General features: G+C 34.7%; 14 protein-coding genes and 4 pseudogenes. 6 read left to right on the top strand and 12 right to left on the bottom strand.

The genetic code is table 11. From position 1 onward, the window contains the following. Nucleotides 1-303 precede the first annotated feature (303 nt). From MHB53_RS11645 to map, 3 genes and pseudogenes are all read right to left on the bottom strand, one after another. A pseudogene (locus MHB53_RS11645) lies at nt 304-1,507 on the bottom strand (IS110 family transposase). A gap of 275 nt (nt 1,508-1,782) precedes the next feature. Then, nucleotides 1,783-2,412, bottom strand: coding sequence for a DUF1349 domain-containing protein (locus MHB53_RS11640; protein WP_340918379.1), 630 nt, complete (start codon nt 2,410-2,412; stop codon nt 1,783-1,785). Nucleotides 2,413-2,666: 254 nt separating this feature from the next. Beyond that, nucleotides 2,667-3,407 (bottom strand): type I methionyl aminopeptidase, encoded by a 741-nt coding sequence (gene map / locus MHB53_RS11635; RefSeq protein ID WP_340918376.1) that lies wholly within the window; start codon nt 3,405-3,407, stop codon nt 2,667-2,669. Nucleotides 3,408-3,793: 386 nt separating this feature from the next. Here map and MHB53_RS11630 point away from each other — a divergent pair. After that, nucleotides 3,794-4,350 (top strand): annotated as a pseudogene (locus MHB53_RS11630) (histidine phosphatase family protein). 685 nt (nt 4,351-5,035) lie between these two features. Continuing rightward, nucleotides 5,036-5,422, top strand: coding sequence for a hypothetical protein (locus MHB53_RS11625; RefSeq protein WP_340918373.1), 387 nt, complete (start codon nt 5,036-5,038; stop codon nt 5,420-5,422). 206 nt (nt 5,423-5,628) lie between these two features. Here MHB53_RS11625 and MHB53_RS11620 read toward each other — a convergent pair whose 3' ends face one another. Then, nucleotides 5,629-6,315, bottom strand: a complete 687-nt coding sequence (locus tag MHB53_RS11620; RefSeq protein ID WP_340918371.1) for a hypothetical protein — start codon at nt 6,313-6,315, stop codon at nt 5,629-5,631. A gap of 398 nt (nt 6,316-6,713) precedes the next feature. On the opposite strand from MHB53_RS11620, the gene MHB53_RS11615 reads away from it, so the two are divergent. Then, nucleotides 6,714-6,902: a hypothetical protein gene (locus MHB53_RS11615; RefSeq protein ID WP_340918365.1), complete on the top strand. Its 189-nt coding sequence runs from the start codon at nt 6,714-6,716 to the stop codon at nt 6,900-6,902. 102 nt (nt 6,903-7,004) lie between these two features. Here the strand turns inward: MHB53_RS11615 and MHB53_RS11610 are convergent. The 8 genes and pseudogenes from MHB53_RS11610 to MHB53_RS11575 form a co-directional block, all read right to left on the bottom strand. Next, nucleotides 7,005-8,169 (bottom strand): annotated as a pseudogene (locus tag MHB53_RS11610) (IS3 family transposase). Nucleotides 8,170-8,484: 315 nt separating this feature from the next. Next, nucleotides 8,485-8,580, bottom strand: a pseudogene (locus tag MHB53_RS11605) (HAD hydrolase-like protein); the annotation flags it as partial. After that, a complete protein-coding gene (locus tag MHB53_RS11600) occupies nt 8,565-8,846 on the bottom strand; it encodes an HAD-IIIA family hydrolase (RefSeq protein WP_340924643.1) in 282 nt (93 codons plus the stop codon). The pseudogene MHB53_RS11605 and the gene MHB53_RS11600, both read right to left, overlap by 16 nt. Nucleotides 8,847-9,052: 206 nt before the next feature. Next, nucleotides 9,053-9,508 carry a GNAT family N-acetyltransferase gene (locus tag MHB53_RS11595; RefSeq protein ID WP_340918363.1) on the bottom strand — a complete coding sequence of 152 codons (456 nt, stop codon included), beginning with the start codon at nt 9,506-9,508 and terminating at the stop codon, nt 9,053-9,055. A gap of 122 nt (nt 9,509-9,630) precedes the next feature. Next, nucleotides 9,631-10,158: a nucleotidyltransferase family protein gene (locus MHB53_RS11590; protein WP_340924448.1), complete on the bottom strand. Its 528-nt coding sequence runs from the start codon at nt 10,156-10,158 to the stop codon at nt 9,631-9,633. Nucleotides 10,159-10,586: 428 nt separating this feature from the next. Continuing rightward, the gene (locus tag MHB53_RS11585; RefSeq protein ID WP_340918361.1) at nt 10,587-11,132 is read right to left on the bottom strand and encodes a GNAT family N-acetyltransferase; all 546 of its coding nucleotides are present in this window, start codon (nt 11,130-11,132) and stop codon (nt 10,587-10,589) included. A gap of 406 nt (nt 11,133-11,538) precedes the next feature. Then, the gene (locus tag MHB53_RS11580) at nt 11,539-12,042 is read right to left on the bottom strand and encodes a GNAT family N-acetyltransferase (RefSeq protein WP_340918358.1); all 504 of its coding nucleotides are present in this window, start codon (nt 12,040-12,042) and stop codon (nt 11,539-11,541) included. Between the two features lie 243 nt (nt 12,043-12,285). Continuing rightward, the gene (locus MHB53_RS11575; RefSeq protein ID WP_340918356.1) at nt 12,286-12,792 is read right to left on the bottom strand and encodes a hypothetical protein; all 507 of its coding nucleotides are present in this window, start codon (nt 12,790-12,792) and stop codon (nt 12,286-12,288) included. Nucleotides 12,793-13,088: 296 nt separating this feature from the next. Between MHB53_RS11575 and MHB53_RS11570 the strand changes: the two genes are divergently transcribed. The 3 genes from MHB53_RS11570 to MHB53_RS11560 all read left to right on the top strand — a co-directional run bounded on the left by MHB53_RS11570 (nt 13,089) and on the right by MHB53_RS11560 (nt 17,257). Beyond that, nucleotides 13,089-13,595 carry a GNAT family N-acetyltransferase gene (locus tag MHB53_RS11570; RefSeq protein WP_445661512.1) on the top strand — a complete coding sequence of 169 codons (507 nt, stop codon included), beginning with the start codon at nt 13,089-13,091 and terminating at the stop codon, nt 13,593-13,595. Between the two features lie 1,518 nt (nt 13,596-15,113). Then, the gene (locus MHB53_RS11565) at nt 15,114-15,449 is read left to right on the top strand and encodes a YolD-like family protein (RefSeq protein WP_340918354.1); all 336 of its coding nucleotides are present in this window, start codon (nt 15,114-15,116) and stop codon (nt 15,447-15,449) included. A gap of 659 nt (nt 15,450-16,108) precedes the next feature. After that, on the top strand, nt 16,109-17,257 hold the full coding sequence (locus MHB53_RS11560) for a sensor histidine kinase (protein ID WP_340918352.1): 1,149 nt from the start codon (nt 16,109-16,111) through the stop codon (nt 17,255-17,257). Nucleotides 17,258-17,290 lie beyond the last annotated feature (33 nt).

The raw sequence follows: 17,290 nt of genomic DNA, 5'->3' as shown, positions 1-17,290 counted from the left end.
GTTCATTAGTGTTTGGATTTAAAGTAACTAACCCTTGATTATCCACATTGTTAAGTATCTCATAAAAAATAGCCAGGCGTTGGCCGGGCTTATAATTATATAAGCGATCTATCTATTATGTGGACGGGTCACTTTTTTAGATTGTAATTGGCGGTCTTATCTTATTGAACTAAACCAGCTAATAGGATGTCAATATTATTCTTTAAAATTATAATTAATCCTATGTTATATTATTTTGTGCATGACAAATAGCCCTCCAAAAACCTTTTGGAAGGTTTTCTCTTTATTACTTATTACCGTTAATTATGCTATATCCAGGAAAGTTTCTTTGCTATTTAATAAAGCATAAATCCAGTGAAGCAGTTTGTTAATGCAGGCTACTAAAGCCACTTTGGAAGGCTTTCCTTCCGATTTCTTTTTATCATAGAATTCTTTCAGTTTTTTGTTTCTTGAACTTCTGATACCGCACAATACGGCAAGATACAAGGCATGGCGTAATCTACTTGAGCCTCTTTTAGTAATGCGATTGGTTGTCGCAGTAAACTTTCCTGATGAGTGAACACTTGGATCCACTCCTGCAAATGCAACTAGTTTTTTCGGATGACTAAACCGATCGATTTCACCAATCTCTGAGATAATCGTGGCAGCGATTTTTTCTCCGATTCCAGGAATCGATTGTACAACTTTGTATTCTTCTAATTCATTTGCCATCGTCACAATACGATTTTCTAGCTCTGAAAGGTGTCCCTGGTACTGAAAAAGCAACTCAATATACATTTGAAGATTGATTAAATGACTGTCATACACCACTTTTTGAAATGGATTTCGAGATGCGGAATCCATTAATTTTTTTGCTTTATCCAATGCCCATTGACTAGATCGTCTTGGACAAAACTCCATAACACACTCCGCTAGCTTACTTTCTCCAGCCGCTATTACATCTTCTGATGTAGGATATTTCTTTAACTTCAGTAAAGAAACCTTCGAATATAGATCACCAAAAACCTTGCGGTATTCAGGAAACACTTGATCTAAAATAGTGTGAAACTGCAGCTTAGCCTCCACATACATATTCGTCACAATCTCCTGTTGTCTGGAAAGATTTCTAAGATTTAATAGTTGAATTCCTCTGTTTTTATTAGGTTCAAAATCTTCTTTGTAATAAAGCACACACAACTGATACGCATCAATTGCGTCTGTTTTTACCTTTCTTTAAACTGGATCTCTTAGCCTGATAAGAAATGATAGGATTAAGCAAGATATATAAAATCTCGTGCACCTCCAAGTATTGAATAACAGGAGAATGATAATGACCTGTTGATTCTAAAATGACCATAGGCATTTGCCCGGTCATCACTTCTAGCTCATTTAAAAAGCCTATAAAACGGTCTAATTCCTCTCTTGTATGCTTCATCGAATAACTCTTTCCAAACGGCTTCGATTTATCTAAAAATGCCTGAACTTGGCTCTCTCCTTTTGCCACATCCAGACCAACTACTGGGTTCATTTAGCTTCCTCCTCTGACTCACTCACCAGTATCCCTATTCCTCCATGCAGTATCATAGCTTCGCTTGTTATACGAGATCTATGTCCCAACCAGCCTCAAACATGTTTCTACAAGTAGGGGGTGGACAGTTTAGTTCACGGGATCATTGTCCCACGCACCCGTACGTCCTACCCTGGCTATTGATATATTAAATCCTATAAAAATAAGGTCAACCAGTAAAAACTGGTTAACCTTATAATACGAAGCACCCGATAGAATAAGACATTAAGGTAATCCTAATAAACTTTTGTATCATTATTTATATTTTCAATTTTAATAAAGTCGAACTCTGCTTCGTAACCTACTCCTTGTGGGCTGCAAGCATAGATGCCAACTTTAATATTATCTGTCTCTTTAACGAGGTGCGTCATTCTTATTTGTCTCCACAAAATACCATCTAATGAATATTCAACATAGTAATTGTTTTCTCTTCTGGTTATTCGATAAAAAAGTGAATTCTGGTCTTCTGAAAATTCCTGACTAGACCAATCAGAATAACCTTGATTTGTTACAACAACACCTAATTTACTATTGCCATCGGGTATATATTCAACAGAAGTCTTTAACCAAGTATTACTTGAAAATCTCACCATTAAGCCAGCTTGGTCGTATCTATTCCCTGGTTTAGATTTTACTTTAGTAGTTAATCTAAAGTCTCTGTTTACTTCATAGTACAAAAAATGTCCATTATCAGCTTGAAAACCATAATGTGTTTTTTGCCAAAAATCTGTTTGCTTATCAGTTTTAATAATTAAGTTCGAGCTCTCGCAATTATGATTCCACTCTTTAGGTGGGGAAAACCATTTTAAATTTTTATCTATTTCGGTATTGTTGAACTCCTCTATCAGTATGATACTATCACTCATAATCGTTGCCACCTTACTATTATTAATTTTTTCGGAATGTAAGTCTTTGTGGAACATTTTTTCTTTTTCAGTTTTCTTTTTTTGAATCTCCTTATCAAAAATAAGTGTTTTGATAATAACAATAATATCATAGCCTTGTTAATCTAACCTGCCTCTTAGTTCAATAAGAAAAAAGAGCCGTCAAACAGCTCAACGATCTTCAAGTAAAGCACCCTATCGTATTATTAGGACAGCCAGTCGTGGTGTTAGTGCTCTTACAATGTAGTGATAAGCGGTCCTTCCTTGGTAAGAATAACCGTATGTTCGTATTGAGCCACAAAGCTTTCATTGGTTAGGAAGGTCCATCCATCTTCGGATTGGAAAACTTCCTCTTCAAATGTAGAGATCATAGGCTCAAAGGCAATTACCATACCATCTTTTAAAATTTCGTCATCCCAGTGGGAGAAGTAATTGAAAATGTGTGTTGGTTCTTCATGAATCGAACGCCCAATACCGTGTCCAGTAAGATTTTTTATGACTGTTAAGCCATGCTGTTTTGCTACATTGTGTGCAGCTTTTCCGAGCGCGCTTTTTTTTGAACCTGGCTTTGCTTTCTTAAGTCCAGCATCGAATGCTTCTTTAGCAACGTCACATATTTTCTGTAAAGTTGTATCTCCTTCTCCTACTACAAAGGAAATTCCGGTATCTGCGAAATACCCGTTTTTTGAACCTGAAACATCAATATTTACAATGTCCCCTTTTTGAATGGTCCGTTTCCCCGGAATCCCGTGCGCTACTTCTTTATTTATGCTAATACACGTATATCCAGGAAAACCGTATTCTCCTTTTGGGGCAGATTGAGCTCCTGCTTTTTCAAACATCTCTCTTGCAATTTCATCGAGTTCTTTTGTGGTAATTCCAGGTTTCGTACTATGGACTAATTCATCTCGAATCGCCCCACAGATTTCACCAATTACTTTTAATCCATTATAATCCTCTTTATTCTTTGCAACCATTGATATCCCCACTTTTTAAAGTATTTTATGATTAGTATTCCATTTAGTTTCAAGTATAAATGGAACGGGTTTTTCTTCAACAATCGGCCCGTTTGTTGAAGAGCTATCTATATATTGTACACATTTGTCCATTTAGGAGGTATTAAAAAGTTCTACGTATCAGATATTTCTGCCACACGTTATGGTCCCGATACGACATAAAAGGAGATCGTCATTGACGATCTCCTGTTGTTCAATTAATATAGCTCATATAATGTTGCACATTGTATAAAGAATGCTGGTATATCAAGAAGAGCATGCTATCCCTTGACTTTTAATAAAAGCTTTACCCTTGTTGAAGAAGAAAAAGAATCACTCAGTATAGAACTAATACAAACGCTAGTTGAATAAGGGTCGGAGAAACGGATTGGAATGCAATAGGAAAGCTTCAGGGAAGAACTGATATACTATTAAATGAAACTGGTATTTTACAGGCTGAGGAATGTAGCGAGTTCCTTAAATCACAATGGGATGTAATCATAACAAGTCCACTAAAAAGGGCAAAACAAACTGCAAAAATTATAAATAAAAATGTCAATGTACCTGTTATTGAAATGGAAGAGTTTTTAGAAAGAGATTATGGGATGCTGAGGGGATGGCATATGCTGAAAGATCATCTAAGTTTCCAGATAGTACATATCCAAATCAGGAAGAAAGAACATCCCTTAATAAGAGAATAATGGAAGGTATCGAGAAGATAAATAAAAGATATGTAGACAAAAAAGTATTGCTTGTAGCACATGGTGCAGTAATCAATTCTATTTTATCTGTTTTATCTAATGGTGATATAGGTTCGGGGAAAACGAAGTTAATAAATGCTTGTATCAGTAATATTTATTTGCATCAAGATAAATGGATAATAAAAGACTTCAATCAAATTTCTCATCTTTCTAAGTACAATTAAAAAGGGGATAAACGTCTTATCAAACATATTATGGTAATTTTTATTCACTCCTTTATGTTACATCTTTATTAAATTCCATATAAGTATTTAAATCCCTTCTTAAATTAAACTGCTTCGTTAGTTGAACAAAGATATATTTCCGCCTTTATATCGCATAATAATAGCCTGGACAGGTTTAAGAAAAACGTAATGAGCAATACTGATACCAATCCTCCTTTTTTCTCACATTTGAGCGAGCCTCCTCTTAATTTTGGAGGCCTTTTTTGTAAAAAATAAAACGTACACGATCCAGCAAGTTAAATCGGATAGGGTGTTGCTAAAAGAGATTTATTCTTGGGTGAAAAGATCGGATATATAATTATCTATTAAAGGGTCATAAGAATAAATATTATGCGTAATATTAAATGTAACCTCGTATCCATTTGGGCCTCCTCAAATCGAGGAGCTTTTTTATTCATAAAAATAGCCTGATAGGTATAATGAAAAAATAATGAGCAAAAATAGATGTAATCAATTCGTGACCACATTTGCAATAACCTCCTCGTAACTGAGGAGGATTTTTTTATTGCAGAAAATGAAAATGTTCGTTTTTACCAGACAGATTGTCCAATCATCACATACCATTTAACAATATATTATTTATTAAGGTCGGCCGATTTTAATAATAATAAGGGGCGATGAGTGTATGTGTTTTGAAGATGATTTTATTGGCGGAGAAAGAGAAGATCGTAGACGTAGACGACGGGTAAGGTTAATTTGTGAATGTAGAGAAGTAAGAGGAGAACGTGAACATCATTGTGACCATGATCGTGATAGAGACCGTGACCGTGAGTTCGAATGTCGATGCAGAGAACGTAAACATCATTGTGACCATGATCGTGATAGAGACCGTGACCGTGAGTTCGAATGTCGATGCAGAGAACGTAAACATCATTGTGACCATGATCGTGATAGAGACCGTGACCGTGACCGTGACCGTGACCGTGACCGTGACCGTGACCGTGACCGTGACCGTGACCGTGACCGTGAGTTCGAATGTCGATGCAGAGAACGTAGAGACGATCGCTACTAAGGAATTTGAGTAAGAAGGAGCCCGGCGTTGACTGGGTCTAATGGTTAAAAGCGACCTATCCATTAATGTGGACGGGTCACTTTTTAGATTGTAATTGGCGGTCTTATCTTTTGAACTAAACACCCGTTAGTTTAATAAGAACAGAGACGCTTATTAAACAATCGCGCCCGATTCTTGAAGATTACCCCATCGGGATATCCTAATAATCAAGGTAATACTGTCACTAAGGCAAAAAATACGACTACGGAAAATGGAATAATATATAAACATTGCTTTTTTCTTTTCGGTACAAGAAGCAAAATTATAATTATCATTAAAGCGTATACTATTTCAGTGCCAAGCATATAAAAATAGTTTCCATCACTTACAAGAGCATTTTCGACGTTCGAAAATCTTTCATAATATTCCACTGTGGAAAGATAGATTTTATAACCTTCAAATGCAATTGCAGAGATTGGTAAAGCCGTAATAATACTAGAAATTAAGTGGTCAGCACGAGAAAACCACATTATGTAGGCTGGAATTATTGATAGTAATGCAGCCAAGGACCAAAAAACAATATACTTTAATGGAAAAAGGTTAAGAATTAAGATCGTATACATGTAATACGAAAATAGCATTGAAATAAGGAATACAAAAACACGTGTTGCGGCTAATTTGGGCGTGTAAGAATAGGCAGCTACCAAGGAAAGAATAAATATCCATACACCTAAGTTACTTCCAATTAACCCTAAGAGTGAAAGTTCATTAGGAAATAAAGTCGAATCAAGTATTTTAGCAATAAGACCTGATGCAAATCCAAAAATGAAAGAAAATAAAACAGAATATGTTTTCTGCTTTTTGCCTATTTCATTATTAGGACGTATTCCATTAAATTTTAAAAATACACTCATAGTTAACCTTCCTTCTGGATTTAGAAACACATTTTTACGTCTGTCAAAGTTAATGTTTTTCCTGCTATTTATCGACTATATGGCCCGATTGTTGAACACAAGTTAAACAACACTCTTCAACTAACCTGCCCCCTCAGTTGAACAAAGATATTTTCACACTTTATTATCGCATAAAAATAGCCTGGACAGGTTTAAGAAAAATAGTATAAGTAATAATAGATGTAACCTTCTAGTTCACATTTGCAATAACCTTCTCATAACTGAGGAGGATTTTTTTATTGCAGAAAATGAAAATGTTCGTTTTTACCAGACAGATTGTCCAATCATCACATACCATTTAACAATATATTATTTATTAAGGTCGGCCGATTTTAATAATAATAAGGGGCGATGAGTGTATGTGTTTTGAAGATGATTTTATTGGCGGAGAAAGAGAAGATCGTAGACGTAGACGACGGGTAAGGTTAATTTGTGAATGTAGAGAAGTAAGAGGAGAACGTGAACATCATTGTGACCATGATCGTGATAGAGACCGTGACCGTGAGTTCGAATGTCGATGCAGAGAACGTAGAGACGATCGCTACTAAGGAATGAGTAAGAAGAAGCCTGCGCTGACCTGGATTAATAACTAAAAGCGACCTATCCATTATTAAAGTGTACCCTTTGTAAAGGACATTTTAAAAAAGACTTTAAGCTATATCGAGAAGATGATTCCTATATTGAACTGGGGTCATCTTCTTTAAATTCCACTGGTATCTGTTGTTATTATAGTAAATCATATATCTCTTAACTTCGCGTTTTAGTTCATTCAATGTTTCACAGGATTTAATATATGCTTCATCTTTGAAATGCCCAAAAAATGATTCCTGTGGTGCATTATCCCAACAAATTCCTCGTCTAGACATGGATTGGCCTAATCCAAATTTCTTAACCATCTTTAATCGAAGATAAATAAGCTTTCTTTCCCTTCCCATAGAATAAATATGTGATATCGGTTAACAATACTTTTACCTGGTATACTCTGCTTGAATTGACGATTTAGTGAGTTAGGCAAGGCAGTATGCTCTTTCGTCGCTTTCGCCATCCTTCGATATGGATTGGTTTTTCTTATCGGGCAAAAAATATTGTATTTTTTCATGATTCTACTGATACGTTTAAGGTTATAGTTAAGGTTAAATTGGCCCATTAACGTCATTTTAATTTGACGGGCTCCCTTTTTACGCTTTTTAAAGTTAAAGGCCTTTAATATATTCTTTTTAAAAAGTTTATCTTGTTTCTCTCGTTCATTTCTCCGTTCCTGGGATTTTAACGAGAAATAATTATTATAGCCAGACCGTGAGACCCCAGAAAGATTACATAGAAAACTCACCATGTTTCGCAGATTATACTTTTCAATGGTAAAACGTATTAATAGAAATTTCATTTCAGCGATACCTATTGCTTTCATCTCAGCCCCCTTTCGATCATATCTAACTTTTTTAAAAACTCATTTTCAGCTTTTAACAATTGAACCTGAGCTTCTATTCTAACATTTTTTACTTCTAACGTAAGTTCTTTCTTGTGTGTTCTTCCTGAAGTGTTTGAGCGTGAATCATCCAGCCCTAATACTCCAGATTTTTTATAAGCAGTACGCCATCTATAAGCCGTTTTTTTTACTCTATTTGTACCTATGACTTTAATATCAAAACCATTCTCCTCAAAAATTTCACGCGAAATTTTTCCCTTTTCACTCTCTGAAATGAATAATCTCCTAAATTCATCTGTATAGGTAATTGCTTTCGTACTTACAGATTTTACATTAGGCTTTATAAGCAGCTCGATTACTTCTTTTTCTGAAAAATACTCTTTAGTCATCTTGATTCCCCGATTCGATCTTTTTCTTATAAATTAATTATACAAAAAAGCACCCTATAGAGTATTCCTTTTTTCAAAGTGTCTATTCTATAGGGTACATTTTATATGTGGACGGGTCGCTTTTTAGCTTGTAAGACTGTCCTTCTTCTAAAACTAAAGCACCAATTAGTTATAAATAGTATTAGTCTGCCATTAACCATTTAATAGCATCATTTATATTTTGAGCTATATAATCGGGTTTAACTTCTCCCCACTGACCAAAAAACTCATTGTTTATGAATTTTTCAAAGGTTTCTTTACCACTACCTGTTTTTACTAAAATTTTCTTGCATCCACTTCATCGGCAGCTAATAAATCTGTCCATCTATCCCCAACTACAACACATTGGTTTAAATTCAAGTTATTATCTTTAGCAGCCTTTTTTTTAGCATTTCGGGAGAAGGTTTTCTACATTGACAACCGTCATTATGCTGGTGTGGGCAGAGATAAATTCTATCAAAACCAATATCTTTGAGTTCTTTTTCAAAACTTTGAAAGGAGGCTTCTCCCTGAGAAATTCCAGGTTGATTCGTAAAAGAACAAATTAATATACCAGACTTTTTCAATTGCTGTAATGACTCTGCAACATCGGGGAAAAGTTCAAACTCCCCAGGATTACCTCCAAAATCACTGTTTATTCATAATAAAATATTCTGTAATATTCAAAAGAATTCCTGTGTATTTTAGGATATTCTTCTTCAAGTATTCTGCCCTTTAGTTCAAAGGAAAAGGCTGCATTTTATTAACGGCCAGCTCCTTAAGGAAAACACCTGTTAGTTGAAGATGAAAACAGTTGCAGCAGCCCCTTATTCCACAATAGCACCTTTTTGTTTAACACCAATCCCTAATTATCAGCTTTTGATATTTCCAATATGTGACTAGCTTTATGAATTCCTTCCACTTTAGAGAAGCCACATTTTATATACAAATTTTCGGCAACTAGGTTATCAGTAGATGATAACCTTAGTGTCCGAAAATGCTTCCTTGCTTCATCAATTATTGTGTTTAAAAGTTTCTTACCTACACCAGTACCTCTGTTCTGACGTAAAACATATAGATGTCTCACTCGTCCTACATTGGGAAGGCTAAGATATGGATCAATATTTAGCCCTCCAATTCCAATAACTTCATCATTTATTTTCGCAACATAAAGTGATTCACCACTTTTATCAAATCTGTTACTCCCCGTTGCATATTCATCCACTAATCTCTTTATAAATTTATATCCCTCAGATAAGCTATCGTCTATGAGTAAATCCAACTCATACTGTTCGAGCGATGTAACTCTTTCAATTGGCATCGTATTCCTCCCCCTTATTTTTATGAGTTTGCTGATCTTTCATATAACGTTCTATTTCCGTTTTTTGAGTGGCATTTCATAAAAGTATTTCAATATTTCTACTCAAGTATCTGCCCGTGAGCTTAATAATGGATTTTAATGTGGTTAACTTTTATCTTATTCCAAGTTGATTTCCAATTCTTTTTTGTTATGCGATCTTCGTAAATTTCCACTCGCTCTTTAGTCTCTTTAAAATAAGGTGTTGGTTTTACCTCTAAATTAATTACATCACTAATTCCACAAGGGGCTGTTAATATTACATTGTCATTTTCATCTAACTTTACTCCTAAAGCTGTTGCTGTTTCTGGAAACTTCGATATAGCATCAACAGACGAAGAATAAGGAGGCATATTACTTTTAACATGCATTCTCGCTTCATTCTTTACCGACCAAGGGATATTGGGTATAAGGGATTTTAGTTTTTTTTCGATTTTCTTTTCTTCTAATTTGTCAATATTTGTTGAATCAAAATAGATCACATCAATATCTGGAATAGTTGTTCTTTCGCTAAAATCGTGTAACACATCCCAGACCTTTGATCGGATAAATCCAGCACATATCCACCAATCAGGCAAATTCAATGATTTGGCAGATTCTAAAATTTCCATCATCCATTTATCTTCTCTAATAAGCGAAACGATTTCTTCCTCATTAATCACTTTAAAATTACTCCTTGTAAAATGTATTTCATTAGTTATTCTTTAACTTCGGATGCAAATCATTCTTCAACTAAACTGCCGCGTTAGTTGAACAAAGATATTTTTACACATTATTATCGCATAAAAAATGCCAGGCGTTGGCCGGGCTTATAATTATATAAGCGACCTATCCATATGTGGATGGGTCGCTTTAGCTTTTAATTGTCGATCTCTTCTTATTAAACTAAAGCACCAGATAGTTTAAGTACATTCTTTCACAAAGTTTATTTTCCATATGAAATAATGAACCATTACTTTCATTCATAACTGGAATGCTGCCCAGTTAAAAGGCTGTGTATAAAAAAGATTGATTAAAATGGAGTTACTTTTATAATAAGGCCTTATTTTTTCACATATTTCAAAGCCAAAAAATTATTGATTCCAATTTTTTTCGCTACCTTTTGTGGAACAGCCTTCCGTTTATACTCCTCAAAACCCATTTTTTTATATAAATTCATTGCCGGAGTATTCGTATCAGCAACTTCTTCAATAACGTAATTGTTGTACGTTGTATTTTGGAAAATATGCTGGATGATTTGAGATGCTACGCCCTGTCCTCTGAATTCAGGAGCTGTTCCAACAAACTCAACTGATCCAGTATTTGGAGGGAAGTTTTCATAAGGAGCTTCAAATTCCTTTTTTAAAAAGATTCCTGCCATGCTTCCCTTGAAGAAACCTAAGTGCTTTCTCAACTCTTTTTTATTTAATCTTACCGATTTTTTTGTTCCATCTGTACATGCAATAACTCCAGCAATTTCTCCATTTGCTATAGCTACAAAAAATTGATCTAAAATAAACATATGAGCAAAAGCCTTTGCGATAACGTTTTTATCTTTAGAAAAAAAGACAAGCCATTGTGTAAAGCCTTCCGCAAAAATTTCAGACATTTGCGTCCTTACATCTAAATCAACTTCATCGGCTTTTACAATTAGAAACTTATTACCTTCGGATTTCATATAGCATATTCCTTTCATTTTTTAATGAATGAATATATTTTCAATATAAATTCATACGATACATCGACAAATTATATTCAACAATCCCGCCATATACTTCAATAATAAAGGTGACATCTTCTTTCTGAAGAAAAGGACCCGTTAGTCATTCATGTTATTGGGTCCAGCCTGAATTTTATTGATTTGTGATTGAATGGTGTTTGAAAAACCATCGGAATAGGATTTCCACTAATTTCTCCCGACCCTTTATTCTTTACCATTAGAATACGAACTAACTTGAGGGAAGAAGGGAGTTGCAGGGAGATACTTCCACAAACCGGACCATTTAGCTCAATAATTAGATATACAGAACCATTAAATCCTCGTCAAAATAACGCCCATTAAATTTAAGAGCCTTTCTTTCTACGCCATAGACCTCGAATCCTACGGAGTTGTATAGCTTCTTTGCAGAGTCATTTTCAGATACAACAGTTAAGTTTATTTGTTCCAAACCATCATAATTTTTTACCATCCTTATTAGTTCGAACATTAGTGATTTCCCTAAACCCTGCCCTCGACCTTCTGGTGTTACATACATCCCGAAAATATTCCCTTTATGACCGGTTTTAAGACTGCTTTCACGCATAAAAGTAACGATTCCAACTAACGAAACACCGTCATCAAAAGCACCTAGAACAAATTTGTCTTTAGCTGGTTTTAATCTCGCTACAACAGTTTCTAGTGAGAATTTCACTTCTCTCTCATATGTTGAACCAAATGCCTCCGGGTTGATTTTTAATGCACTCAATCGTATTTCTTGGTACAACAGTGCGTCAGACTCATTTAAGATACGAATATTCATTAGCTACTCTCCTAAATTCCTTTTGTTTTCCTTTTATCAAGTTATTGAACTATCCTGCCACATTAGTTAAATAACTCTATCCAACGTTACCATAATATTCAAAAATATATTTCAAAAAAAGACAATCGTTTTGGTGATCACCTTGCTTAACTATCACACCAGTTTGCTTAATAATTACACACGCTCTTGTTTCATTCGTTGCCTTCCGTTACCTCTAATTTGCTTCCCTATCCTAATCATTTTTCAAATCCAATTGTACTTTCTCCAAATGTCATTGCCAAAAGAAAATATCAACAATACACTTCCCATGCTAGTTGAGGCAATTACATAAGGAACGGAGGGAAGATTGTGTGATGAATTCAAAAAAACATAGAATGTGCCAGAAATAATGAGAAAAATGCCCAACACAGAAAGCAAATTTGGCAACCACGGGGGAGGTTTCTTTTGTTTATCAGTAGTCCTAATATCTATTAATAATCCAATAATGCCACCAACTATAAGAAACATGCCTAGGATAGCAATAGACGGACTAGTAATATAAGGAATAAAATTAAAAAAAATTGTGATTCCAAATAAGCATAGACCTACGACGATTGTTACAATATTGCCTATAATTACCCCTTTTTTGCTCAACTCATGACCCATATACTTTCTCCTTCCTTGTTTTACCTTTTCTTGATTTAATTTTAACATGATGTGTTCAACAATATGTCCCGATTGTTGAACACAAGTTAAACTGCGCTCTTTCACTAACCTGCCACTATAGTTCAATAAAAAAAGCTGCCGATAAGCCAGCTGGATCTTAAAGTAACGCACCCGTTAGTGAAGTAACTCGCCTTAAATATTTAATTCTAATTGCTAATGTTCCCCATATACGTAATTCCTTCTAAGTATGGATATCTAGAGTTCAAAAATAAATTGACCCAAAATATATGTATGTATAAAATATAATTTATAATTATTTTTAATTATTAGATAATTGTTCTCCGCCGCAGTACAGTCAGAAATACAAACAAGGGGTGAGTGACATTTTGGAACAAAGAAATATGCCAGAAATAAGGATTGAACCTTGGAGTGAAGGCGATCTTAATTTACTTCATCTTCTAAATGCTCCTGAGATGACAGTACACTTTGGAGGTCCAGAGACAGAGGAAAAAGTCCTGGCTCGTCATAAACGGTATTGTGAGATCTCGGAAAAGGGAACTGGACGTATGTTCAAGATTCTCTTGCTTCCAAATCTTGAAACCGTTGGTAGTGTCGGCTATTGGGATACGATTTGGCAAGGAGAACCTGTTTATGAGATAGGTTGGAGTGTTTTAGCTGCATTTCAAGGTAAAGGGATAGCGACAAATGCAACAGCCACAGCCATTGCTAATATTAATTCTGAAAAGAAGCATAGTTTTGTTCACGCTTTCCCAAAAATCACCAACCCCGCTTCTAATGTAATTTGTCGCAAGCTCGGTTTCTCGCTTATTGGTGAATGTGATTTTGAATATCCCATTGGTAGTTTCATACGATGTAATGACTGGGTATTAGCAGTTGGTGAAAAGTGAAGACTAAATTAGTGACGAAATTTGATAGCCTATTTAACCATATTAGATAAACTACCTTCAAAGCCCAAAAGGAGTATATTCCTTTTGGGCTTTTCCTAAAAATATCTCAAAGATTGGAATACCTTGTTGAACTAACCTGCCACGTTAGTTGAACAAAGATATTTTTACACATTATTATCTCATAAGCAAAGCCTGGGTATAAGAAAAATAGCATGAGCAACAATAGATGTAACCTTCTAGTTCATATTTGCAGTAACCTCCTCGTAACTGAGGAGGTTTTTTTATTCTATAAAAATAGCCTGGCGTGTTGACCGGACTAAATGATTAGCGGCAGCCTCTAGAACTTGGAGAACGTACAAAATGAGCTGCAGCCAGTAAAGTAAAACAGCGTCTTAGTGCGTTTGGTGGTTTGACGTATGAGATACTAGACAGACCTTATGCGGATGTGGTGAGTGAGGGGCATAAATTGAAATTAGAAGAAGTCAGAAGAGCCATGAGTGAGAAAGTTGCTACAATTGGTACTGATGGAAGGATCAGTGGGACTTCTTAAATCCAGTTTTTGAAAATAGAAACGGTATAGAAGTATTGGAAGCGTATGGTACTGATCTTGTAAACCTAGGTAATTATTTTGATACTACATTTCAGAATGATGCTATGACAACTACAGAAACACAGTATAGTTTTTATTCAAAGACACGCATTATTATAACTGAAGATAGCGATTTGATTCTAAAATTTGATAATAGCACCGAGGAAAAAGCTAAAAGTAAAGTTAAAGCATTAACAATGCTTAAAGGAAATGGCATAAACACAATACAAATGTCGATATTCTCCGAGAGTAAAGTGATAGTTAATAGGGACGCTTTTTTTGTTCGTTACCTCTTCAGTCCCAATTACAGCAGTACCTGACATTAAGCTGAAGACGGATACTAAATGGGAAATATTTGTATCCTCTTAACGTCAATTTGGAAAAAACTATGCTGGGAAATATGAGTATATATTAATAAATCCATTAGTCACTAAGATAGATGAAAAGTTTATTAAATATAGTTTTTATATAAAAATAAATAACATAGGTCAGCAAAAATTCTCTATTGAACTGGACAACGGATCAATTAATGGGGAGTTGAGTAACACATTTGCAGTAAGTAGGCCTAACACATATTTATATTTTGTATTCATTTTAAACCCTTCGAGAAGGGCTTTTTTTGTTTGTTTATTTGAATAATTCCCCAGTTGTGATAAAACACACGTTACCTTATGCTATATATATAATACAAACGAACGTTCGGGAAGTTTTGACATGGAAGGATTGCTTAATGGTGCTGCAGCTAATAAATAACAAGTTGAAATGATTTATATTAATAATGAAGGAATTATTTCACAAAGGATCATCAATGTACTCGATGTTAATGAAGTATCTTTTAAAGCATATTGCTACTACAGGAAGAAATTCCGCACGTTTAAGTTGGATAACACCCTTTCAGTCGGACCTCTACGACAAAAGAAGGGTGCATGATGATTAAAGATCGCGGAAACAAAAAATGGCAAGGCTTGATGCTGCCTGAGCATGTAGCCATGTTAAAAGAAATGAATAACGACTACTATAAAATGAGTATGCTTTCACTTGATGAATATCAGCTAGAGGAGATCGATGAGAAGATTCACACTGCACTAGAATTTCATTTACCTTTAAAATTTAAACTCTGGTTTGATGGCTTTTTTGAAGAGGTAGAAGGCATGCTCGAAAGGGTTGATGAAATAAATAAATTATTGTGGATCAGGGACAGGACAAATGATTTACACAAGATCAAATACCAAAGCATAAGTAATTTAGACTTTATAACGGATTAAAACCCCTTCAAGAAGGATGAACGCTAGGATAAAAATGATTGATCTTGATATAGGAGAGATTGATCGTGTTAAAATTTGCGTTAATATAATTGTTAATGTGAATTAGAAACCCCCCCGTTCAAAAAGAGCGGGGATTTTAATGTTAATTGTACACTAGGTATTTCTAACGGGTACAAAATAAATACCTTTGAAATGAAATCAAATAGTATATCTATTATTACTATTTGATTTCAATCATATCTCGTTTTTGAGACTAGACTTTTTTATTTTCAAATCTAGATATATAATAAACCATACAGCTAATTAAGTGCACAAACGTTCCATTCGATCGTATGCCAATTTGCCGGTAATGAACAACAATATACAAAACAATACGAAAGCTCAATGTTTATCAACACTCATTACTATACATGATATAATTACTATACAGAATCAAAATGGACTCTATACTGTGAAAATCTCATCCTTTAAGATTAATTGTTTAAAAATGAGGATTTACATTCGTGTTTATGGGTATAAAGTTAGTGCGGATATAACTTATAAGTTTATTTAGTATAAAAGGATGCGATTGGTTGAAGATATAATTAAATATCGTATATACTTTTCATTATATTATAAAATAAAATGAATCCAAAAATAGGGTATCCTAGGAGGAAAAGATGCCTTTAAGAAAAATCGACGTAAAAACATTAGATTATATAGTGGATACAATGATCACAACTGTCGATCAAAGTAAAGATGAGATCTTTCGAATTGGTGAGCAATGCCGCGCAGACCATCAATCATTAGTTGCTGAATTAAAGGTAATTAAGGAACAAGTGAATAAGCATATTGATGAGGGTGATAGTTTAGAAATTAAGACGAGGTTGGCACGGAAGCGTTTATCGCAAGTGAGTAAGAATTTTAACAACTTTACAGAATCTCAGGTCCGTGAGGTATATGAAAATGCACATGCGTTACATGCTAGATTGTTAGTTAGTCAACAATCTGAAAAACAATTGAGATTACGACGTGATGAGTTGGAAAGACAGCTGGTGGCGTTGCAAGAAACAATTGTGCGTGCAGAAACACTAGTATCACAGGTTACCATTGTTGCTAATTATTTAGTGAGTGATATTAAAGAAATTGGCGAAGTGTTGGAAGATGCCAAAATGAAACAGGACTTTGGTCTAAGGATCATTGAAGCGCAGGAAGAAGAAAGACGGCGCTTATCTCGAGAAATCCATGATGGGCCTGCACAACTATTAGCCAACGTGTTGATTCGATCAGATTTGGCAGAAAGAGTACATAAGGAACAAGGACCGGAGCAATCACTTCTAGAAATTAGAAGCCTAAAGGAAATGATCCGATCGGCATTGTATGATGTACGTAGAATCATTTATGATTTACGACCTATGGCACTTGATGATCTAGGATTGATCCCGACCCTCAAAAAATACCTAGCATCGACCGAAGATTATAATAAGAATATTGTTATTCGGTTTGTTCATCTTGGAAAAGATAAAAGACTTTCTTCAAAATATGAAGTGGCGCTCTTTCGACTTATCCAGGAAGCTGTCCAAAATGCACTTAAACATGCACAAGCAGAACAAATACAAGTTAAAATTGAAATACGAGAAGATAGTGTTTTTTTGATTATTAAAGATAATGGTATAGGTTTTGATCTTACGGATAGGAAAAATGATTCATTTGGCCTTTTAGGTATGAAAGAACGAGTTGTGATTTTAGAGGGAGAAATAACTATTGACTCTAATCCAGGTTCCGGTACTGTTATTACGATAAAAATACCGTTGCTTGATAAAGAATAGCAAAAAGGATGTTCAAAAGGTCACCAAATGATA

The sequence above is a fragment of the Bacillus sp. FSL K6-3431 genome, assembly GCF_038002605.1.
Classification (GTDB): Bacteria; Bacillota; Bacilli; order Bacillales; family Bacillaceae_C; genus Lederbergia.
Note: the sequence above shows the minus strand (reverse complement) of the source record. Positions and strands in the feature narration are given on the sequence as shown.